The organism is Collinsella sp. CLA-ER-H7 (assembly GCF_040092345.1).
Lineage (GTDB): Bacteria > Actinomycetota > Coriobacteriia > Coriobacteriales > Coriobacteriaceae > Collinsella.
Genome location: NZ_JBBNLT010000015.1, coordinates 16,646 through 37,342, shown reverse-complemented (window position 1 = coordinate 37,342; position 20,697 = coordinate 16,646). Strand labels below are relative to the sequence as shown.

The following is a 20,697-nucleotide window of genomic DNA, read 5'->3' as shown; positions in this document are numbered from 1 at the left end:
TCTCCTCAAATATGCGAAGCATTAAGCCTTCAGGCTCAGGCCCATGGACTCAAGCTTGTCCTTCACTTCCTCGATCGACTTAACACCGAAGTTACGGATGTTGAGCAGATCGTTCTCCGAGAACTCAACGAGCTGACGGACCGAGTGAATGCTGGCGCGCTTAAGGCAGTTGTAGGAACGGACGGAAAGGTCCAGATCCTCGATCTGCTTGTCCAGCTCGGCGTTGTCGTTGGTGACCTCGGGAGCGAAGATCGAAGCCTCCTCCTCGACCTCGGGGGTCTCGGCAAGGTTCATAAAGGCGGCCATATGCTGGTTGATGATATTGGCAGCCTGGACCACGGCGTCGCGCGGGGCGATGGAGCCGTTGGTCTCGATCTCGAGGACAAGGCGGTCGTAGTCGGTGTGCTGACCGACACGGCAAGCCTCAACGAGCTTGGCGCAACGGGAAACCGGCGAGTACAGCGAGTCGACGTGGATCACACCGATGGGATCGTTGTCGCGCTTGTTGGCCTCGCCAGAAACATAGCCGCGGCCATAGCCGATGCGCATGCTCATGGTGAGATGGCCACCCTCGGTGAGCGTAGCGATGTGCTGCTCGGGGTTGACCAGCTCAAACTCGGACGGAATAAAGAAGTCCGCACCGGTGACCTCGCAGGGGCCGTCAACCGAAATGGTGGCGGTCGCCTCGTCGGTCGTGCCGAGAGCCCTGAAGACAAGACCCTTGACATTCAGGACGATGTCGGTGACATCCTCGACCATGTTAGGGATGGTCATGAACTCGTGCTGCGCACCATCGATCTGAATAGCCTCGACGGCGGCACCCTCGAGCGAGGACAGAAGAACGCGACGAAGGGAGTTACCCAGAGTATCGCCGTAGCCACGCTCGAGCGGCTCGACGGAGACACGAGCAGACGTCTCGTTGATCTCTTCGACCTGAACCTGAGGCCTAATGAATTCTGACATGTATTACCTCCAGCCTCAGCAGCCCGGATGGACTACTTAGAGTAGAGCTCGACGATGAGCTGCTCGTTGATATCACCGCTGATCTGCTCACGCGTCGGCAGAGCGAGCACGTTACCAGACAGCTTCTCGATATCGACCTCGAGCCAGCCAGGGACCTCAAAGCGCTCGGAGGAAATCAGGGCCTCCTTGATGGGGAGGAGGTCACGGAACTTCTCGCCGACAGCGACGACGTCGCCGGCCTTGACGCGGTAGGACGGGATGTCCACGCGCTTGCCGTTCACGGTGAAGTGACCGTGACGGACGGACTGACGAGCCTCTTTGCGGGTGCGGGCGAAGCCAAGACGGAAGACGACGTTGTCGAGGCGAGACTCAAGGATGATCATGAGGTTCTCACCGGTGACGCCGTTCATCTTGCGGGCCTTGTTGAAGTAGCCGTGGAACTGCTTCTCCAGAACGCCATAGATGAACTTGACCTTCTGCTTCTCGCGCAGCTGCATGCCGTACTCAGATTCCTTGCGACGGCGCTTGGGCTGACGGATAGATTCCTTCTTGCTGCTGTAACCGAGCTCAGCGGGATCGATCCCGAGCTGACGGCAGCGCTTAAGAACAGGAGTCCTGTCGATTGCCATATTGATACGATCCTTTCAGTTACACGCGGCGACGCTTCTTGGGGCGGCAGCCGTTGTGCGGAATGGGGGTCTTGTCCTGGATGCTCGAGACCTCGAGGCCAGCAGCCTGGAGGGAGCGGATGGCGGTCTCACGACCGGAGCCGGGGCCCTTGACGAAGACGGAAACCTTCTTCATACCGTGCTCCATGGCCTGCTTGGCAGCAGCCTCGGCAGCCATCTGGGCAGCGAACGGCGTGGACTTACGGGAGCCCTTGAAGCCCACCTGGCCAGCCGACTTCCAGGAAATGACGTTGCCCTGGGGATCGGTGATCGAAACGATCGTGTTGTTGAACGTAGAACGAATGTGAGCCTGGCCCACGGAAATGTTCTTACGGTCCGCGCGCTTCAGACGGGCAGCGCGAACGTTCTTCTTAGCAGTAGCCATCTATCTAGCGCTCCTTATTTCTTCTTCTTAGCACCGATCTGACGCTTCGGGCCCTTGCGGGTACGAGCGTTAGTGTGGGTGCGCTGGCCGCGGACCGGGAGGCCCTTGCGGTGACGAAGGCCGCGGTTGCAGCCGATGTCCATAAGGCGCTTGACGTTCTGGTTGCGCTCACGGCGGAGGTCGCCCTCAACCATGATCTGGTTCTTATCGATATAATCGCGGATGGCGTTAACCTCATCCTCGGTGAGGTCCTTAACGCGCGTATCCACGTTAACGTTGCACTCGACGCAAATCTTCGTCGCAGTGGTGCGGCCGATGCCGTAAATGTAGGTCAGACCGATCTCAACGCGCTTCTCACGCGGGAGGTCGACACCATTAATACGGGCCAACGTAGTCTCCTCTCTTAACCCTGACGCTGCTTATGACGGGGGTTCTCGCAAATGACGAGGACCTTGCCATGGCGCCTAATGATTTTGCACTTATCGCACATCTTCTTGACCGAAGGACGTACCTTCATCGTTCTTCCTTTCGGTAGCGCTCAAACTACTTCCCTACTATCTACTCGCCCAGCCGCAGGCGTTTAAAACTATGGCTGGTCTTCACACACAATCCGACCGTAGGTTGAGCTAAGCCTGCAGTCGGAAATGGAGTGCGTGTATGCGTGCCGCTATTTGTAGCGATAGGTGATGCGGCCGCGGGTCAGGTCGTACGGGGAAAGCTCCACGACAACCCTGTCACCGGGGAGAATACGGATGTAATTCATTCGGATCTTGCCAGAAATGTTGCACAGAACCGAATGACCGTTCTCGAGCTCGACCTTAAACATGGCATTGGGCAGCGGTTCCTTTACCGTACCCTCGAGCTCAATTGCGTCTTCCTTCTTCACAAGCAATCATCTTTCTCTAGAAAACGACAGCGATTGAGTATTCTACAACACGTATGCACGCATCGTAATAACTTCGTAATGGCTCCACAACTAAGTGGAACTTGTTACATTTCTCCGCCTTGGAGCGAACACCAAGCACCTTGGGCATCCGTGGTCAGAATCACCGGACCGTCATTGGTAATGGCGACGGTGTTCTCGTAGTGCGCGGCGGGCAGGTGGTCGTTGGTCGTAACAATCCAACCGTCGGAGCCCGTGCTCACATGGTTGGAACCCATCGTAACCATCGGCTCGATGGCAATGACCATGCCGGCCTGGAGGCGAACGCCCCTCCCCTTCTTTCCATAGTTAGGAACGTTGGGGTCCTCGTGCATCACACGGCCAATGCCATGGCCCACATAATCACGAAGCACTCCGTAACCGTGAGATTCGGCGAGGGACTGAACGGCATAACCGACGTCCCCGATATGGTTACCGGGAACAGCCTGCTCGATGGCAGCCTTAAGGCAGTCGCGCGTGACCTCGCACAAAGCCTTGGCTTCGGGCGTGGGGGTGCCGACGAAAAAGGTCCAAGCGTTATCGCCGACCCAACCGTCGACAACGGCTCCCGTATCGATGGAGATGATATCGCCATCGCGCAGGATCATGTCGGGGTTGGGAATACCGTGGACCACGGCATCGTTGATCGATGCGCAAATGGTCCCCGGGAACCCGCCGTAACCCTTAAAGGCCGGGGTGCCGCCATGCATGCGGATAATCTGCTCCGCGAGTTGATCGAGCTCAAAGGTGGAAACGCCGGGACGCACCATGGCTCCAACGTGGCGGAGCGCCATCTTAGATAGCGCTCCTGCCTTCTTCATCTGCTCGATTTGCGTTGCAGACTTAATCTTGATCATAGACCGAGAGCCTCTTTGACATCCCCGTACACGGTCTCGCGAGCCTGATCACCGTTGACCGACTTGAGCAGACCCTGGCCACGATAGTAGTCGACGAGCGGGCTCGTAGACTTCTTGTAGACGTCGAGACGGTTCTTGATGGTCTCGGGCTTGTCGTCGTCGCGCTGATACATCTCGCCTGCGCACTTGGGGCAGGTGGCATCGGCAGCGGTGCCGGTGTAACCGCAGGCGCGGCAGGTGCGACGCGAAGACAGACGATCGATAATGACCTCGGGGGCCACATCGACCAGAAGGGCGCAATCGATCTCGCGACCCATGGCGGAGAGCTCGGAATCGAGCGTCACAGCCTGGGCGGTGTTGCGCGGGAAGCCGTCGAGGATGAAGCCCTGCTGGGCGTCATCGGCGGCAAGGCGCTCCTTGACAAGGTCGATCACGAGCTGGTCGGGAACGAGCTCGCCAGCGTCCATGTACTTCTTAGCCTGAATACCAAGCTCGGTGCCACCCTTGACGGCAGCACGCAGCAGGTCGCCCGTGGAAATATGGGCGACGCCAAACTCGGCGACGAGCTCCTGTGCGACGGTGCCCTTACCGGCACCCGGAGCTCCGAGCAATACGAGGTTCATGAGCAATCCTCCTCTAGCCTATTTAAAGAATCCATCGTAATCATACATCTTGATCTGGCCTTCGAGCTTATCGACCGTGTCGAGCACGACGCCGACCATGATGAGGATGGACGTGCCGCCAAATGCCTGGATCAGATGGTTACCCGTGAAGGAGAAGATGATCGAAGGCACGATGGCGATGAGCGCCAAAAAGACAGCGCTGGGAAGCGTGATCTTGTTGAGCGCGTTCTTGATGTAGGCCGCGGTAGCCCTACCCGGACGGACGCCCGGAATAAAGCCGCCCTGCTTCTTAAGGTTATCGGCCGTGTCATCGGGGTTGAACACCATGGAGGTGTAGAAGTACGCGAAGAACACGATGAGGACAACGTTAAGCACCCAGTTGAGCCAACCGGTCGAAAGCGCGGAGGCAACTGCCTGAATCCAGCCGATGCCGGGGAAGAACACGGCAATCTGAGCCGGGAAGTACAGCAGCGCCGAAGCGAAGATGATCGGCACGACACCCGCGGTATTGACCTTGATGGGCAGGTAGGTGGTCTGGCCACCCATCATGCGACGGCCCACGACGCGCTTAGCGTAGGAGACCGGGATGCGGCGCTGGCCGCGCTCAAGGAAAACAATCAGCGGGATAACCAGCAGGATGATGGCGCAGATGATCACCATGGTGATGAGGCCACCGGCATTGCCCTCGGTGCTGGAGAAGATAGCCTGCGGCAGACCGGCCATGATGTTCGCAAAGATGATCAGCGACATGCCATTGCCGATACCGCGCTGGGTGATGAGCTCACCAATCCACATGATCAGCATGGCGCCCGCAGTGAGCGTGCCGACAATCATGAGGTCGAAGATGATCTCGGGAGCGCCGGCGCCATTGAAGCTGATGCCGAAGCTCTTAAAGAGGAAGAGGTAACCAACGGAGTTGAGGATTGCCAGAGCCAGGGTGAGGTAACGCGAATACTGCGTAATCTTGGTCTGACCGACCTCGCCCTCGCGAGCAAGCTCATGCAGGGAAGGCACGACGGCCTGGAGCATCTGGAGGATGATCGAGCTGGTGATGTAAGGCATGATGCCCAGCGAAAACACCGACACATAGCTCAACGCGCCGCCAGAGAAAAGATTCAGGAGGGCCATAGCACCTGCGGCGACCGAATTGTTATCGGTCGAGAAAAGGCCCAGCATCCCCTGGAAGGGAATGCCGGGCACAGGAACGTGCGCACCAATGCGGTACACGACGAGCATAGCTATGGTAAAAAGAATCTTTTCGCGCAATTCTTTGATGCGGAAAGCATTCTTAAGACCATTTAGCACGGCAGCTCGACCTTTCCGCCGGCGGCCTCGATCTTGGCCTGCGCAGAAGCGCTGACCTTGTCGACCTTGACCGTGAACTTCTTGGTGAGCTCACCATTGCCGAGCACCTTGACGGGCTCGAACTCGCTCTTGGTGATGCGAGCGGCCTTAAGAGCGGCACCGTCGATCACAGCGCCGTCCTCGAACTTACGCTCGAGACGCTCAACGTTAACAGCGGTGTACTCGATACGACGGGGGTTACGGAAGCCCGGAAGCTTGGGCAGGCGCATAGCCAGCGGAGTCTGGCCACCCTCGAAGCCGGCACCCTTGGTGCCACCAGAGCGGGAACCCTGGCCCTTCTGACCGCGGCCAGAAGTGGTGCCGTGACCCGAAGAATTGCCACGGCCGACGCGCTTGCGGTTCTTGGTGGAACCGGGCGCGGGAGTAAGATCGTGAAGCTGCATTTGCTACTCCTCTACAATCTCGACAAGGTGCTTGACCTTGAAGATCATGCCGCGGACGGACTCGTTGTCAGCAATCTCGCGAACCTCGCGGATCCTGTGGAGACCGAGGGCACGGACAGTACGGACCTGGTCCTGCTTGCAACCGTTGGTGCTGCGGACCTGCTTGATCTTGATGGTGTCAGCCATGCTTAGTTCTCCTTACCGACGAACATCTCGGAGACCGTCAGGCCACGGCGAGCCGCGACGTCCTCAGGGCTGGAGAGCTCCTTGAGGCCCTCGACGGCAGCCTTGATGATGTTGAGGCCGTTGTCAGTACCGAGGGACTTGGACAGGACGTTCTTGATGCCAGCAAGCTCAAAGAGGGGACGCACAGCGCCGCCGGCGATAACGCCGGTACCCTCGACAGCGGGCTTGATGATGATGCGGCCGGCACCAAAGTGGCCGAGAACCTCGTGCGGGATGGTGCCCTGCTCGGTCACCGGCACGTGGAACATGTTCTTCTTGGCATCGAGAGATGCCTTGGAGATGGCCATGGGCACCTCAGCGGACTTGCCCATGCCAACGCCGACGTTGCCCTTGCCGTCGCCAACGACGACGAGAGCGACGAGGCTCATGCGACGACCACCCTTGACGGTCTTCGACACGCGGTTGATGTAAACGACGCGCTCCTCGAACTCGGAGGCCTCGCGCTGCTGCTTCTGATTACGAGCCATGTGCTACATACCTCCTAGAACTCGAGACCGGCGGCACGAGCACCGTCGGCGAGGGCCTTGACGCGGCCATGGTAGATACGGCCACCACGATCGAAGGCGACCTTGGTGATGCCGGCCTCGATGGCGCGCTTGCCAACGAGCTGACCGACCTTCTCCGCAGCCTCCTTGTTCGAGGTGTGGGTGCCCTTGAACTCGGCCTCGAGGGTCGAGGCAGAGACGAGCGTCAGGCTGGAGCCCTTGCTGTCGTCGATGATCTGGGCATAGATGTTGGCGTTAGTACGGGTCACGCGAAGACGCGGACGCTCGGCGGTACCCGAGACCTTGCCGCGAACACGACGCTGACGACGCTTGAGGCCTTCCAGCTTCGCCTTATGCTTGTTCATACGTAAACTCCTAAAAAGGTTGATCTTGCCAGCACCTGACGGGGTGCTGGTCTTATGCGAGTGAGTCGGTTACGACTACTTGGCGGCCTTACCCAGCTTGCGGCGGATGTGCTCGCCAACATAGTGGATACCCTTGCCCTTGTAAGGCTCGGGAGGACGATGACCGCGGATCTCAGCGGCGATCTGACCGACCTGCTGCTTGTTGATACCCTTGACGTTCACGTGGGTGTTGTCGGGAACCTCGAAGGTAATGCCCTCGGGAGCCTCGACGATCACGGGGTGCGAGAAGCCCAGGGAGAACTCGAGGTTCTTACCCTTCTGCTGCACGCGGTAACCGACGCCGGCGAGCTCGAGCTTCTTCTCGAAGCCCTCGGAAACGCCGACAACCATGTTGTGGATGAGGGCGCGGGTGAGGCCGTGGCGGGCACGGGTCTCACGCTCGTCGTCGGGACGGGAAACGGTGAGGACGTTGTCCTCGACGTTGATAGCGAGCTTCTCAAAGACATCGAGCTCGAGCTGGCCCTTGGGGCCCTTGACGACAACGTTGTTGCCATTGACTGCCACTTCGACTCCGGCGGGAATCTGGACAGGCTTATTACCGATACGAGACACGGTGATCTCCTTTCCTTCTACCTACCGAGCGAATTACCAGACGTAAGCGATGATCTCGCCGCCGACGTTGTGCTTGCGAGCATCGCGGTCGGTCATGACGCCATGGCTGGTGGAAATAATGGCGGTACCAAGGCCACCGCGGACGCGGGGCATGTCGGCAACGCCGGTGTACTTACGCAGGCCCGGCTTGGAAATGCGGCGGATGCCGTTGATGACCTTAGCCTTCTTGGGACCATACTTAAGCGTGATGTGCAGAGTCTTCTGGGGAACGGTGTCCTCGACATCGTAGCCCTCGATGTAGCCCTCCTCGTGCAGAACACGAGCGATCTCGACGAGCTTCTTGCTGCTCGGCATGGAGACCGTGGCCTTGTTCACAGAGTTAGCGTTACGGATGCGCGTAAGCATATCTGCGATCGGGTCTGTAAGGTTCATACAGATTCTCCTTCGTTCTTGATGAACACGTGCTCTTGGTTCTTCGCCGCCCTTAACGGCAAAGCCTAACTAGCGCGTTTTCCCTGTTCCAAACGGATGCTTGAAACGCTGGTAGTGACTTACCAGCTGGCCTTCTTAACGCCGGGAAGCTCGCCCTTGAGTGCAAGCTCACGGAAGCAGACACGGCACAGGCCGAACTTGCGGTACACAGAGTGCGGACGGCCGCAGCGCTGGCAGCGCGTGTACTCACGAGTAGAGAACTTCTGCTTGCGATTGCACTTGACGATCATCGATGTCTTAGCCACTTATATCCTCCTCACATAGAGTATTGTTCGCCCCAAGCGCCGCTCCCTTGTGGAAACGGCGCTTTTAGGGCAGGTGAACCTATTTCTTGAACGGGAAACCGAAGGCGTCCAGAAGGGCCTTGGCCTCCTCATCGGTGTTGGCGGTGGTCACGAAAGTGATGTCCATACCACGCTGGTGATCGACGGAATCGAAGTCGATCTCGGGGAAGATGAGCTGCTCGGTGACGCCCATGGAGAAGTTACCACGGCCGTCGAAGCTCTTGGCGGAGATGCCGCGGAAGTCGCGGATACGGGGGATCGCGACGGAGGTCAGACGATCGAAGAACTCCCACATACGGTCGCCACGCAGGGTAACCTTGCAGCCGATCGGCATACCAGCGCGCAGGCGGAAGGTAGCGATGGACTTACGGGCACGGGTGATCATCGGCTGCTGGCCGGTGATGGCGCGCAGGTCGCGCACGGCACCGTCGATGGCCTTGGAATCGGTAGCGGCCTCGCCGACACCCATGTTCACGACGATCTTCTCAAACTTGGGGATCATCATGACGTTCTCGTACTGGAACTTGTCCTGAAGCTGCTGCTTGACCTCGTTGTTGTACTTGGTCTTCAGACGCGGCACATACTTCTCTTCTGCCATTGTTCACTCCTTCTTGGGGTTTTAAGCACGGGGCGTGGCCACGGTGGGTTGTCCTCGTGCCTCCTGACTGCATCCGCACCGCTCATGGCATTTTGCGGTTTGGACTCGACGCAGCAGGAGCCGACAAAACAATCGGTACTATACGCGCATCGGGAGCGTATTTCCAGAAAAACCTCGTCTGCCTGCACAACTCCACAACTCCCCCGCACAAATGGATCCCAACAAGCAGTTGCGGTGAAATAGGGACTGTTTGGCGGCCTAACAGGCTTAAACAGTCCGTATTTCACCGCAACTTATTGGTGGGGATGCGATTAGCGCTTGCGGGGGACGAGTTTGGTGCGGCGCAGGTGGATCATCTCGGCGGCGATGGAGATGGCGATCTCCTCGGGGTCCTCGGCCTCGATGGCAACGCCGATCGGAAGGTGCAGCTCGTCGATCTGGTCCTGCGTAAAGCCTTCCTGCTCCAGGCGGGCACGCACAAAGGCCGTCTTGCGGCGCGAGCCCAGACAGCCCAGGTAGGCAGGCTTGGCGCGCATGGCCTGAATCACCACGTCGATATCGGACTTGTGACCCGCCGTGGCGACGACCACCAGGTCGCGCGGGCCGATGGGGCACAGCTCGCTCAGGTTCTTGTAATCGACCAAGCGACGATCGTAGACACCGGGCACCCAATCGGGGGTCAGCGTGCCGGGGCGGTCGTCGCACGCCACGACGGCAAAGCCCGCCGCCGTGAGCACCCGCGCCGTCGCGGCGCCCACGTGGCCGCAGCCAAAGATATAGGTCAGGCCCTCGGGGCAGAGCGTCTCGATGTGCGCGGGAGGAATCTCGGAGGCGGCGTTTGTATAGGTAACCTTACTCCCCTCCTCCACCAGCGAAAGCCCGGGGCAACCCGCAATGGTGCGGCGCGATTCCTCGCCATGGTATTCAGTAGCGTCGCTTTCGAGCGCGCTTGCGATAAACGGCTCAAAGTCGATGACGAAGTCGCCGATACGTCGATACGTCAAGACGTCGGCAATTTCCTGGAGCAACTGTGCCTGGATCGCATCCAGATGCAGATAGCACAGGCAGATGGCTCCGCCGCAGATCATGCCGGTATCGGAGTTCTCGCCGCCCATGGTGTAGCGGACCAGACGCGATTGCCCCGCGGCCAGCAGCTCTCGCGCCTCGTCCAGCGCAAAGAGCTCGATCTTGCCGCCGCCGATGGTGCCCGCCTGGCTGCCGTCGGCAAAGACGACCATCCAGGCGCCCACGCCGCGCGGCGACGACCCCGCCGTGCCGGCCACGACCACGAGCTCGCACGTCTCGCCAGTACGCAGGGCGACAAGCGCCGCATTCACAACATCGAGCTTTTCCATTGCCGCCTTCTATCCTCTAAAGATATCGGTGAGCATAGCGAGTGCCTCGAGCACGCCGCCGCCGACCGACGTCGCCTTGTCCGAAATGTAGTTGATATAGCTGGCATCGCCGCGCGGATCGACATCGGCGCATTTAAAGCCCTCGGTCACCTGCACGCCGTTCGCCAAAAGCCCGCGCAGACAGCCATCGATCTGCGTGCGCATGGGCGTATCGCCCGCGTAGCCAATCACGTCTCCGGCGCGCACGATGTCGCCGATTGCGCGGTCGGACCGAAACACGCCGGCGGCGGGGCTGTGGATTACGCGCTCCTTGCCATAGCCGGCGATAATGCCCGGCACGCCCGTGTTGGGCTGGGGCGAACCTTGGATAATGACACGGCCCAAGAAATGCCCGCGCATGGTCTCGACCACGGCGTCGCAGTCAACCGGCGCGGTAAAGCCCGGCCCCACGGCGATGACGGCAGGCGCCATGTCGCGCGTGGTACCCAGGTTGCGCTTGGCCAAAATCGCGTCGACCACGGCAGCGGGTTTAAGCTCATCGAGCATCTTGGCCTGGGGGTCTACCACCACGGCGACATCCCCCGCTTGGGTAATCTCGAGCGCCTCAGCCGGCGTCTGCGCCAAGCGGGCGCGAATGCCCTCGACCTGGACCTCGCCCAAGCGAATGGCCTCGCAAAAACTGATTGTGCGACGGATGCACGTGGGAACCGCGATATCGGCCATGACAACCGACACGCCGGCGCGCACCAAGCGAGCGGCGACGCCCGTGGCGATATCGCCAGCGCCGCGAACATAAACGAGCATTCCCGGGGCACCTCCCTGTGCTACGGTTTGAGCAGAGCAAAAGCGGTTCGACCGCTACTCTGATGATTATTTATTATCACAGTATTATACGGCGGTGAACAGATGGAAACGGTTAGCGGCAATCTTGCCTCGGCGCTCAGGATCGAGCCGGGCATTACCGCGATTATCGGCAGCGGTGGCAAGTCGACCTTGCTAAAGACGCTCGGCCTTGAGCTTATGCGCGCTGGCGGCCGCGTGCTCCTCTGCACCACCACGCGCATGTTCCCCGTCGCCGGCGTGCCGTGGGACGGGTCGAGCCGTCGCCTGGACGCCGCGCCCTGGAAACCGGGGACCCTGCATGTTCCCGGCTGCACCTGCGAGGCATGCGCGGGCCTTGCACGCGGAGGCATCTGCCAGGCAGGCGTCTTGGACCCGGAGACAGGCAAGCTCTCCGCCCCCGCCGAGCCACTCGGCGGGCTGGCACAGCGCTTTGACTATGTGTTGGCCGAGGCAGACGGTAGCAAGCGACTCCCGCTCAAGGCGCATGCCGCCTGGGAGCCGGTAATTCCCGCCGGCACGGCCAATGTCATCTGGCTCGTCGGCGCCTCGGGGCTCGGCAAGCCCATCAACGAAACCGTCCACCGCCCCGAGCTCTTTTGCGAGCGTTGCGGCTGCGAGCTCACCGACATCGCCACGCCCGAGCGCGTCGCCCAGGTGCTCAATTCCGAGATGCAGGCGCTGAAACTCAGCACCGCACGCGTCATGCTCAACCAAGTCGACACGCTCAGCGACCCCACGATGGCCGACTGCTTCGAGGCAGCCCTCGGCCGCCCCGTCGTCGCCAGCAGCCTCAAATAGCCGGCCCCATCTCGTCAGTTGCGGTGAAATACGGACTGTTTGGCCACCTAATGGCTGCAAACAGTCCGTATTTCACCGCAACTGCGGAGGGGAGGTCCGGCACTCCCCCTGTTAGCGAGGCACGTAGCGGCCGGGTTGGGCTCCGGTGGGCTCGCCGTCGCGTGCCACCAGCACGCCGTTCACAAACACGACCTTGGCGCGGCCATGTGCCTCAAAGCCTTCGAGCGGCGTGTAGTCCACAGCCTGATGCTGTGTCGCGGCGCGAATGGTCCAGCGCGCCTGGGGATCCCACACGCACACGTCGGCATCGGCACCCTCGGCAAGACAGCCCTTGCGTGGATACATGCCAAAAACGCGCGCCGGGTTCTCGCTCATCAAGCGGCAGAGGTCCTCGGGGCCCAGCTGGCCCTCAAAGCTCGTGGCAATCGCGACGGGACGATGCTCCACGCCGGGCCCGCCGTTGGGAATCGCGCGGAAATCGTCGCGCCCGCGGTCCTTTTGCCCGTGCAGGTTAAAGCTGCAGTGGTCGGTGGCGATAGTATCGATCTCGCCGGCCACAAGCGCCTCGCGCAGCGCGGCACGGTCACCGGCATGGCGCAGCGGCGGGCTCATCACATACTTGGCGCCCGCAAAGCCGTCCTCGCCCTGCTCCAGATAACAGGTGTCGTCGAGCATCAGATACTGGGGGCAGGTCTCGACATAGATATTCTTCTGCCCGCGCGCTTTGGCAGCACGGATGGCCTCGAGCCCCAGCTTGGTCGAAAGGTGCACCACGTTGACCGGTGCGTCGCCGGCCAGGTGCGCCAGATATAGCAGACGGCTCACTGCCTCGGCCTCGCACACGTCCGGACGGCTGAGCGCGTGGCCCTCGGGCCCGTGGATACCCTGCTCGTACACGCGCTTCTGCAGTTCATTCACCAACGTGCCGTTCTCGCAATGCACGCACAGGATACCGCCCAGGCGCTTGAGCTCCTCCAACACCTCGAGCGTCTCGGCATCGTCCAAGCGCAGGTGGTCATAGGCAAAGTAGGTCTTAAACGACGACACGCCCGCCTCGCGCATGGCCGAAAGATCGGCGCGGTTGCGCTCATTCCACTCGGCGAGTGCCATATGAAAGGCGTAGTTGGCCGTGCAGGTGCCGTCAGCGCGGCGATGCCACTCGGCCAAGGCATCGGGCATGGTCACGCCGCGATCGGCCGTCGCGTAGTCGACGATGGTCGTGGTGCCGCCGCAGGCAGCCGCACGCGTGCCGGTCTCAAAGCTATCGGCCGTCCAGTCCATGCCGGTCCAGCACTGCATGTGCGTGTGCCCATCGATAAAGCCGGGAAACACCCAGCAGTCCGCGGCATCTTCGACGGTATCGCCCTCGGCCGGCTCAATCGCCGCGGCGATCCGCACGATCTTATCGCCATCCATGGCAAGATCGGCGCGGCGAAGCCCCTGGGGCGTCACGAGCGCGCCGTTTTTGATGATGATCATGTTGCTCCTTATTGATTCATACAGTTGGCCACGCGATCAAAATACGAGCAGGCCGCGATATGCTCCGTTATGCGTCGCTGTCCCTTGGCGGTATCGACATCCCACAGCTCATAGGCGCGCGCTTCGACCAGCACCACGTCGGTACGGTCCTTGAGAATCGAGCCCCCGCCGTCCTTGCCCTCAAGACGTATGAGTGCATCGAACAGTTCCGCCGGAAAGAGCACCGGGCTCGAAGGCTCACCGTTGCACGCAAGACGCACCGGATGTTTGCGGCCACGCTCGTCAAATGCACGAACCATAGCCTCAAAAGAATCCGAACTCACGAGCGGCTGGTCGCCCGGCAAAAAGAGGCAACCTTTCCAGTTGCGTTCGACTCCCCACGAAAGGCCCGCACGGACGCTTTCGCTGCGCAGCTCGCCATCGTGCAGCACGCACGGGCAATGCTTGTCCTCGCAAATCTGAGCGACCCCGGGCCAACGCGTCGAAACCACAACGTCAAAGCCCCGGGGAACCGAATCGATAGTCCAGGCAATCAGCGGCTCGCCATAGATATCGGCAAGCATCTTGTTGGAGCCAAACCGCTTGCCCTCGCCCGAGGCCATAATGACGCATCCAAGTTTCATGGTGATACCTCCCCTGAAACCATCGTACCCATAACTCGCGCCGCGGGCATCCACATCGAAAGCGCTTATCCCGCACGCCCGCGATGCACAAAAGGGGCACCCCGCCGGTTGGCAGAGCGCCCCCTTTACATGGCTTACCTCAACCCGGCTTTAGGCCTGGAGCCAACGGGCGGTGTTGCGCTCGTCGAGGGCCTTGAGGGTAGCGGCGGGATCGGCAACCTTCTGCAGGAACATCATGGCAGCGATGGCGTACGGCTTGTAGCTGGCCTCCTTGTACATGCCCACGCGGTGCATGTCGAAGACGTCGGCGTTGACCTCGCCGTGCTCGCAGGAGACACCGGAGATGTCGGCGGGCAGCGGGTGCATAAAGATGGTGTCCTGGCCGTTGGCAGTCTTCTCCATGAGCTCGGTCGTGGAGCACCAGTCCTGATGGGTAGCGTTCTGGGCAAGCAGCTCCTTCTCGAGCGCTGCGATGCCGGCGTCGTCGCCCTCGGCGTACAGGTTGGTACGCTTCTCCATGGCGGCAAACGGAGCCCAGCTCTTGGGGATCACGATGTCGGCGCCCTCGAAGGCCTCGGCCATGGTGTTGACCTGCTTAAAGGTGGTGCCGGACTCGGCGGCATAGCCCTTGGCGCGCTCGACGACCTCGGGCATGAGGTCGTAGCCCTCGGGGTGGGCCAGGGTGACGTCCATGCCAAAGCGGGGCAGCAGGCTGATCAGCGACTGCGGGCAGGACAGCGGCTTGCCGTAAGAGGGCGAATAGGCCCAGGTGACGGCAACCTTCTTGCCCTTGAGGTTCTCGAGGCCGCCAAACTCGTTGATAAGGTAGAGCATGTCGGCAGAGGACTGCGTGGGGTGATCGGAGTCAGACTGCAAGGAGATGAGCGTGGGACGGTGATCCAGAACGCCGTCCTCGTAGGCCTGCTGGACAGACTCGGAGACCTCGGCCATATAGGCGTCGCCCTTGCCGATGTACATGTCGTCGCGGATGCCGATGACGTCGGCCATGAAGGAAATCATGGTAGCGGTCTCGCGGACGGTCTCGCCGTGAGCGATCTGGGACTTCTTCTCGTCCAGGTCCTGCAGCTCAAGGCCGAGCAGGTTGGCGGCCTTAGAGAAGGAGAAGCGCGTACGGGTGGAGTTGTCGCGGAACAGGGAGACGGCAAGGCCCGAGTCGAAGATCTTGGACGAAACGTTGTTCTCACGCAGCTCGCGCAGGGCGTCGGCGACGATGTAGAGAGCCTTGAGCTCATCGGTGGTCTTGTCCCAAGTGTGCAGGAAGTCGCTGCCGTACATACCCTTAAAATCGAGGCCGTTCAGCTGCTCGACGAGCTCGGTAAACTTAGCGTCCATGGAAATGTCCTTTCTAAAGATGAAACGATCGCAATGAGTAGATGTGCTCCGGCATGCGCGTGTGGCCAGAACATGCAGAGCACCATGACGAGGACCCGCCACCGTCGAGGAAGCATGGGAGATAACGACCGCGGGCCCCAAGTCAACAGAGGGTGCCGGGGACACGAGCGGCCCCCGGCTCAACAAAATCGAGGAATGGGACTAATCGATCTTGTTGTTGGTCAGACCGGCGCGGAACACGGTGGCATCGCCATCGGCCTTGCTCGGATCGTAGAGGTTCAGGGCAGCCACGTACATGGCGGCAGCGGTGACCAGGTCGTCCTTGTAGGTGACCTCGTTGGGAGCGTGAGCCTGAGACTCGGCACCCGGGCCAAAGCCCACGCAGGGGATGCCGTAGCGGCCCTGGATGGAAACGCAGTTCGTGGAGAAGGTCCACTTGTCGCACAGCGGGCGACCGGTGCGCTTGTCCATGCTAGGCTCGCAGCCGATGCGCTCGTCACCAAACATGGCCTTGTGGGCGTCGACGAGAGCCTTGACGTGCGGAGCGGTCTCCTTGTTGATCCACGTGGGGAAGTAAGCCTCGGTCTCGTAGACCTCGCCGGTCCAGGACGGACGGTCGTACATGTACATGGAGACCTTCACGTCGTCGCCGTACTTCTTGGCGGCCGGCAGGTTGCGGATCTCGTCCAGGCAGGACTCCCAGGTCTCGCCGGCGGTCATGCGACGGTCGATGGAGATGGCGCAGGAATCGGCCACGGCGCAGCGGCTGGGGCTGGTGTAGAAGATCTGGCTGACGGTGCAGGTGCCGCGGCCCAGGAAGCGGGCATCCTCGTAGTGCTCGGGGTTGTACTTGGGGTCGAGCATCTTGACGAGACCCTTGATGTCGGTCGACTCGTCGCAGCCGTTGTTGTTGAGGGCGCGGACGTCAGCGATGATGTCAGCCATCTTGTAGATGGCGTTGTCGCCGCGGTCGGGAGCAGAGCCGTGGCAGGAGGTACCGTGAACGTCGACGCGGATCTCCATACGGCCGCGGTGACCGCGATAGATGCCGCCGTCGGTGGGCTCAGTGGAAATGACAAACTCGGGCTTAATGCCGTCCTTGTTGTAGATGTACTGCCAGCACATGCCGTCGCAGTCCTCTTCCTGGACGGTGCCGACGACCATGATCTTGTAGCCCTCGGGGATGAGGCCCATGTCCTTCATCATCTTGGCAGCATAGGTAGCAGAAGCCATGCCGCCCTCCTGGTCGGAGCCGCCGCGGCCGTAGATGATCTCGTCGGTCTCATAGCCCTCGTAGGGATCGGCATCCCAGTTCTCGATGTTGCCGATGCCGACGGTGTCGATGTGGGAGTCGATGGCGATGATCTTGTCGCCCTCGCCCATAAAGCCCATGACGTTGCCCAGGCCGTCGACCTTGACCTCGTCATAGCCAAGGCTCTCCATCTCGGCCTTGATGCAGGCAACAACCTCACCCTCCTCGCAGGACTCAGAGGGGTGGGAGATCATGGCGCGCAGGAAGCGAGTCATATCAGCACGATGAGACTCAGCAGCAGCCTTGATAGCGTCGAAATCGAGTTCTTTAGCCATTGTTCATAACCTTTCAAACGAAGGAATCTACCTGTGAGGTGGCGGAGCGATACCTATTTACTCCGCCCCAACGATTAGCAAGTGGGATATTCGCCTTCCCAAACAATGCGGCGATACTGGTCGGGATCCGTATCGCCCTCGGTGGAGAAGCAGAGCACGGAGCTCGTCTTGTCCAGGCCGATGAGTTCCTTGAGCTCGGCGTACTCGGGATCGAGCATGAGAGTCTCGACCAGGCCGGTGGTCACAGCGCCGGACTCGCCGGAGATGACGCGCGGGTCGCCCTTCTCGGGAGCGCCCAGGGTGCGCATGCCGCGAGCGGTGACCCAGTCGGGGCAGGACACGAAGGCGGTGGTGTGGTTGCGCAGGATATCCCAGCCCAGGATGTTGGGCTCACCGCAGCACAGACCGGCCATGATGGAGGGCATGTCGCCGTCCACGATGCGCGGGTCACCGTCGCCGGCGGCAGCGCCCTTGTACAGGCAGGCGGCAGGCGCGCACTCAACCACGACGAAGGTGGGCGGGTTATCGGGATACAGGTTGGTGAAGTAGCCCACCACGGCGCCGGCGAGCGAACCCACGCCAGCCTGGACAAACACGTGGGTCGGGCGGTTGATGGCCATCTCGCGCAGCTGCTCGGCAGCCTCGGAAGCCATGGTGCCGTAGCCCTCCATGATCCAAGACGGGATCTTCTCGTAGCCCTCCCAGGCGGTGTCCTGAACGATGACGCCGCGCTCGCAGGCGTCGGCTTCGGCGGCGGCCATGCGCACGCACTCGTCGTAGTTGACCTCTTCGATGGTCACCGTGGCGCCCTCGGCGGCGATGTTATCGAAGCGGGGCTTGGTGGAACCCTTGGGCATGTGCACGACGGCCTTCTGGCCCAGCTTGTTGGCAGCCCACGCCACGCCGCGGCCATGGTTGCCGTCGGTGGCGGTAAAGAAGGTGGCCTGGCCAAAGTCCTTGGCAAGCTGATCGGAGGTCAGGTAATCAAAGGTGCAGTCGGCAACGTCCTTGCCGGTCTCGTCGGCAATGTAGTTGGCCATGGCAAACGAGCCGCCCAGGACCTTAAAGGCGTTGAGGCCAAAGCGATAGCTCTCGTCCTTAACGCACAGGTTGGACAGGCCCAGGCGCGCGGCCTGACCGTCCAGGCGAGCAAGCGGAGTGACGGTGTACTGGGGGAACGACTGGTGGAAGGCGCGGGCCTTCTTCACGTGGTCGAGGCTCATGATTCCCAAGTGCTTGTCATCGCTCTTGGGCATCGTGTTGCTCGCCCACTGGATCTTATCGGCCATACGGTGAACTCCTTAAGTCCTCTCTTGCCGGCCCCCGCATACGCGTTTCAGCCCATTCCCATTCATACGACTGAACTTTTATGTGGATGCCAAACAAAAAGTTTGTTAGTAATGTTCTATCACACTTTTTGATTGGCATACCTAACGAATTGTTTGTTGCCGCAATCGGTACTTTTTCGCCGCCGAACGGTCATGAATTGCCTTGTTGATGGATTTGTTTGCGGTCATGTGTGGTTTATGGCACAGTGAGCCCAAACTAATTTTTAGGAAGGCACCTATGACCCCCGCACAGATTGAGTTTTATAAGCGCCTTGCACACGGCCTGGCGCTCCAATTTGGCCCCAACTGCGAAATCGTCGTCCACGATCTGGAGACCGAGGACGTGGACCACTCCATCGTAGTGATCGAAAACGGCCACGTCAGCGGACGCAAACTGGGTGACGGCCCCAGCCATATCGTGTTTGAGTCCATGCACGAGGGCGCCACCGACGTACACGACCGCGAGCCATACCTCACCAAAACAACCGATGGCAAGCTGCTCAAGTCCTCTACCATCTTTATCCGCAACGACGAGGGCAAGCCCGTCGGCATTTTGGGCATTAACTTTGACATTACGCTCATGAAGGCTTTTGAGCGCTCGCTCGATGCCTTTACCGGCACCGGCGGCACGGGCTATACCGAGCCCGAGCCCATTACCAAGAACATCGGCGACCTGCTCGAGGACCTGCTGCACGAGTGCGAGCAGTTTGTGGGCAAGCCCGCGGCACTCATGACCAAAGACGAGCGCATTCGTGCCATTGGCTACCTCGACCGTCGCGGCGCCTTCCTCATTTCCAAGTCGAGCGAGCGCGCCTGCGAGTTCTTTGGCATCTCCAAGTACAGCTTCTATAGCTACCTCAATGAGGCCAAGGCGGCGGCCGGCGACAAGTAGGCACTCGCCTGGATTGCCCCTCCCCTTTTGGGCGCGAGTTCTGGAAAGCACGAATCCAAGACCGAGCCGCTTGGGAAGTTCCATATAATCGATGTCATTAGTATTTCGAAAGGATGGGACAGAATGGCGTTGAGCAAGGCATCATGCACCGGTCGCGGATTGATTCCGGCAATTGGTGGACATGTGCACCGCATGTTCGATGAGGGTGAAGACGACCTGTTTTCGCTAAGCCTTGACGACGTGATGGATGATCGCCCGTGGACCGCCGACGAACTCATGGGCGGCGGGGCTCGCCCGTCAAGCCCCGATCCCACACTTGCGCCTAAGCCCGCATCTGCGCCGACTCCTGCGCAGTCGCCTGTTTCGACGCCCGCGCCTACGCCCGCACCCACTTCGGCGCCCACGCCCGCTCCCCGCCCCGCAAGCGACCCGTCCGAGACGGCGGCATTTCTCGCTGCAGCGACGCAGGGCAAATCGGCCGACAGCACCGTTATGTACAGCGCCCAGCAGTTGCCTGTTCCTGCGGCACGCAAGCCTCCGGTCGCAAGGCTCGATGAGCCCGTTGCCCATCAGGTTGCCTACGATTCCTGGGCTGCAGCCGATCTGGATGAGACCTCTACCGGCATGCCGGCGCTCGACGTTCCAGTTAATCCGCTTTTTGCCGCCAACACGAGCGCCGCGGACTATGAGGGCGGTGCGGCATATTCCGATTATTCCGATGGCTATGCTGGCACCAGTCGCATCGAGACCGAGGATTATGGCACCGCACCGAGCGATTATCTCAACGATCCGTACGCTGCCACGCGTGCACCGGAATATGACCCGGAGGCCGCGTCCGCACCGGCGTACACCAAAAGCACGGGCGAAGAACGCTTCGCCGATTATTACGCCGAGGAAAAGGCACTGCGTTTCTCGGAATTTCCGCAGGCAGTCAAGATTGCCTTTCTCGCCATTGTCATTGCCCTGTTCGGCGTCATTGCGTTTGAGGGATTCCAGCTGTTCCGCGGCCCCACCCAAGCGGAGTCGGAGACCCAGCAAAAAGAGGACGATAACCAGTACCTGGACATCAACACCCTCAAGGGCGACCCCAACGACGGAGACGATGAGTAGCGGGAGCTGAAGGCGGCCGCAGGATCCCGCATCCAGCGCCGGCTTCTAAGTGCTGTTTTGTCATCCAGCCACACTTTTCCG

27 protein-coding genes are annotated in these 20,697 nt (G+C 60.6%); 3 read left to right on the top strand and 24 right to left on the bottom strand.

What is annotated here, in order from left to right; translation table 11 throughout:
- Positions 1-21: 21 nt before the first annotated feature.
- The 19 genes from AAAX75_RS08925 to yqeB all read right to left on the bottom strand — a co-directional run bounded on the left by AAAX75_RS08925 (position 22) and on the right by yqeB (position 11,407).
- The gene (locus AAAX75_RS08925; protein WP_006235276.1) at positions 22-963 is read right to left on the bottom strand and encodes a DNA-directed RNA polymerase subunit alpha; all 942 of its coding nucleotides are present in this window, start codon (positions 961-963) and stop codon (positions 22-24) included.
- A gap of 32 nt (positions 964-995) precedes the next feature.
- Positions 996-1,592 carry a 30S ribosomal protein S4 gene (gene rpsD / locus AAAX75_RS08920; RefSeq protein WP_006235275.1) on the bottom strand — a complete coding sequence of 199 codons (597 nt, stop codon included), beginning with the start codon at positions 1,590-1,592 and terminating at the stop codon, positions 996-998.
- Between the two features lie 19 nt (positions 1,593-1,611).
- A complete protein-coding gene (gene rpsK / locus AAAX75_RS08915) occupies positions 1,612-2,016 on the bottom strand; it encodes a 30S ribosomal protein S11 (RefSeq protein WP_006235274.1) in 405 nt (134 codons plus the stop codon).
- A gap of 14 nt (positions 2,017-2,030) precedes the next feature.
- Positions 2,031-2,405, bottom strand: coding sequence for a 30S ribosomal protein S13 (rpsM, locus tag AAAX75_RS08910; protein WP_022094275.1), 375 nt, complete (start codon positions 2,403-2,405; stop codon positions 2,031-2,033).
- A 14-nt stretch (positions 2,406-2,419) separates the two neighbouring features.
- A complete protein-coding gene (rpmJ, locus tag AAAX75_RS08905; RefSeq protein ID WP_006363204.1) occupies positions 2,420-2,533 on the bottom strand; it encodes a 50S ribosomal protein L36 in 114 nt (37 codons plus the stop codon).
- Positions 2,534-2,683: 150 nt separating this feature from the next.
- A complete protein-coding gene (infA, locus tag AAAX75_RS08900) occupies positions 2,684-2,902 on the bottom strand; it encodes a translation initiation factor IF-1 (protein WP_035137443.1) in 219 nt (72 codons plus the stop codon).
- 104 nt (positions 2,903-3,006) lie between these two features.
- Positions 3,007-3,795 carry a type I methionyl aminopeptidase gene (map, locus tag AAAX75_RS08895; protein WP_006235270.1) on the bottom strand — a complete coding sequence of 263 codons (789 nt, stop codon included), beginning with the start codon at positions 3,793-3,795 and terminating at the stop codon, positions 3,007-3,009.
- Positions 3,792-4,418 carry an adenylate kinase gene (locus AAAX75_RS08890; RefSeq protein ID WP_349091920.1) on the bottom strand — a complete coding sequence of 209 codons (627 nt, stop codon included), beginning with the start codon at positions 4,416-4,418 and terminating at the stop codon, positions 3,792-3,794. The genes map and AAAX75_RS08890 overlap by 4 nt, the downstream gene beginning before the upstream one ends.
- 18 nt (positions 4,419-4,436) lie before the next feature.
- Positions 4,437-5,723 carry a preprotein translocase subunit SecY gene (gene secY / locus AAAX75_RS08885; RefSeq protein ID WP_349091919.1) on the bottom strand — a complete coding sequence of 429 codons (1,287 nt, stop codon included), beginning with the start codon at positions 5,721-5,723 and terminating at the stop codon, positions 4,437-4,439.
- Entirely contained in the window at positions 5,717-6,166 is a 450-nt protein-coding gene (gene rplO / locus AAAX75_RS08880) for a 50S ribosomal protein L15 (RefSeq protein WP_006235267.1), read from the bottom strand. The genes secY and rplO overlap by 7 nt, the downstream gene beginning before the upstream one ends.
- A 3-nt stretch (positions 6,167-6,169) precedes the next feature.
- Positions 6,170-6,352 carry a 50S ribosomal protein L30 gene (rpmD, locus tag AAAX75_RS08875; protein WP_006235266.1) on the bottom strand — a complete coding sequence of 61 codons (183 nt, stop codon included), beginning with the start codon at positions 6,350-6,352 and terminating at the stop codon, positions 6,170-6,172.
- Between the two features lie 2 nt (positions 6,353-6,354).
- Positions 6,355-6,879 (bottom strand): 30S ribosomal protein S5, encoded by a 525-nt coding sequence (gene rpsE, locus AAAX75_RS08870; protein WP_006235265.1) that lies wholly within the window; start codon positions 6,877-6,879, stop codon positions 6,355-6,357.
- Between the two features lie 14 nt (positions 6,880-6,893).
- Positions 6,894-7,262: a 50S ribosomal protein L18 gene (gene rplR / locus AAAX75_RS08865; protein ID WP_055252235.1), complete on the bottom strand. Its 369-nt coding sequence runs from the start codon at positions 7,260-7,262 to the stop codon at positions 6,894-6,896.
- Between the two features lie 75 nt (positions 7,263-7,337).
- The gene (gene rplF, locus AAAX75_RS08860; RefSeq protein ID WP_006235263.1) at positions 7,338-7,874 is read right to left on the bottom strand and encodes a 50S ribosomal protein L6; all 537 of its coding nucleotides are present in this window, start codon (positions 7,872-7,874) and stop codon (positions 7,338-7,340) included.
- A 33-nt stretch (positions 7,875-7,907) separates the two neighbouring features.
- Entirely contained in the window at positions 7,908-8,306 is a 399-nt protein-coding gene (rpsH, locus tag AAAX75_RS08855) for a 30S ribosomal protein S8 (RefSeq protein WP_006235262.1), read from the bottom strand.
- A gap of 119 nt (positions 8,307-8,425) precedes the next feature.
- Entirely contained in the window at positions 8,426-8,611 is a 186-nt protein-coding gene (locus AAAX75_RS08850) for a type Z 30S ribosomal protein S14 (protein ID WP_022094280.1), read from the bottom strand.
- Between the two features lie 79 nt (positions 8,612-8,690).
- Positions 8,691-9,248, bottom strand: a complete 558-nt coding sequence (rplE, locus tag AAAX75_RS08845) for a 50S ribosomal protein L5 (RefSeq protein ID WP_006235260.1) — start codon at positions 9,246-9,248, stop codon at positions 8,691-8,693.
- 311 nt (positions 9,249-9,559) lie between these two features.
- Positions 9,560-10,603, bottom strand: coding sequence for an XdhC family protein (locus tag AAAX75_RS08840; protein WP_349091918.1), 1,044 nt, complete (start codon positions 10,601-10,603; stop codon positions 9,560-9,562).
- A 9-nt stretch (positions 10,604-10,612) separates the two neighbouring features.
- Positions 10,613-11,407 (bottom strand): selenium-dependent molybdenum cofactor biosynthesis protein YqeB, encoded by a 795-nt coding sequence (gene yqeB, locus AAAX75_RS08835; RefSeq protein ID WP_349091917.1) that lies wholly within the window; start codon positions 11,405-11,407, stop codon positions 10,613-10,615.
- 102 nt (positions 11,408-11,509) lie between these two features.
- On the opposite strand from yqeB, the gene yqeC reads away from it, so the two are divergent.
- Entirely contained in the window at positions 11,510-12,244 is a 735-nt protein-coding gene (gene yqeC, locus AAAX75_RS08830; protein ID WP_349091916.1) for a selenium cofactor biosynthesis protein YqeC, read from the top strand.
- 111 nt (positions 12,245-12,355) lie between these two features.
- On the opposite strand, the gene hydA is transcribed toward yqeC, so the two are convergent.
- From hydA to dpaL, 5 genes are all read right to left on the bottom strand, one after another.
- Entirely contained in the window at positions 12,356-13,723 is a 1,368-nt protein-coding gene (gene hydA / locus AAAX75_RS08825; RefSeq protein WP_349091915.1) for a dihydropyrimidinase, read from the bottom strand.
- An 8-nt stretch (positions 13,724-13,731) separates the two neighbouring features.
- Positions 13,732-14,346, bottom strand: coding sequence for a nucleotidyltransferase family protein (locus AAAX75_RS08820; protein WP_349091914.1), 615 nt, complete (start codon positions 14,344-14,346; stop codon positions 13,732-13,734).
- 150 nt (positions 14,347-14,496) lie between these two features.
- Positions 14,497-15,699 carry a knotted carbamoyltransferase YgeW gene (ygeW, locus tag AAAX75_RS08815; protein ID WP_055287465.1) on the bottom strand — a complete coding sequence of 401 codons (1,203 nt, stop codon included), beginning with the start codon at positions 15,697-15,699 and terminating at the stop codon, positions 14,497-14,499.
- Between the two features lie 201 nt (positions 15,700-15,900).
- The gene (locus AAAX75_RS08810) at positions 15,901-17,286 is read right to left on the bottom strand and encodes a YgeY family selenium metabolism-linked hydrolase (RefSeq protein WP_118450491.1); all 1,386 of its coding nucleotides are present in this window, start codon (positions 17,284-17,286) and stop codon (positions 15,901-15,903) included.
- Positions 17,287-17,360: 74 nt separating this feature from the next.
- Entirely contained in the window at positions 17,361-18,575 is a 1,215-nt protein-coding gene (gene dpaL, locus AAAX75_RS08805; RefSeq protein ID WP_349091913.1) for a diaminopropionate ammonia-lyase, read from the bottom strand.
- 277 nt (positions 18,576-18,852) lie between these two features.
- Here dpaL and AAAX75_RS08800 point away from each other — a divergent pair, with 277 nt between their 5' ends.
- Entirely contained in the window at positions 18,853-19,506 is a 654-nt protein-coding gene (locus AAAX75_RS08800; protein WP_349091912.1) for a helix-turn-helix transcriptional regulator, read from the top strand.
- Between the two features lie 123 nt (positions 19,507-19,629).
- Complete coding sequence (locus AAAX75_RS08795; protein WP_349091911.1) at positions 19,630-20,616, top strand: hypothetical protein; 987 nt, start codon at positions 19,630-19,632, stop codon at positions 20,614-20,616.
- The last annotated feature ends 81 nt before the right edge of the window (positions 20,617-20,697 follow it).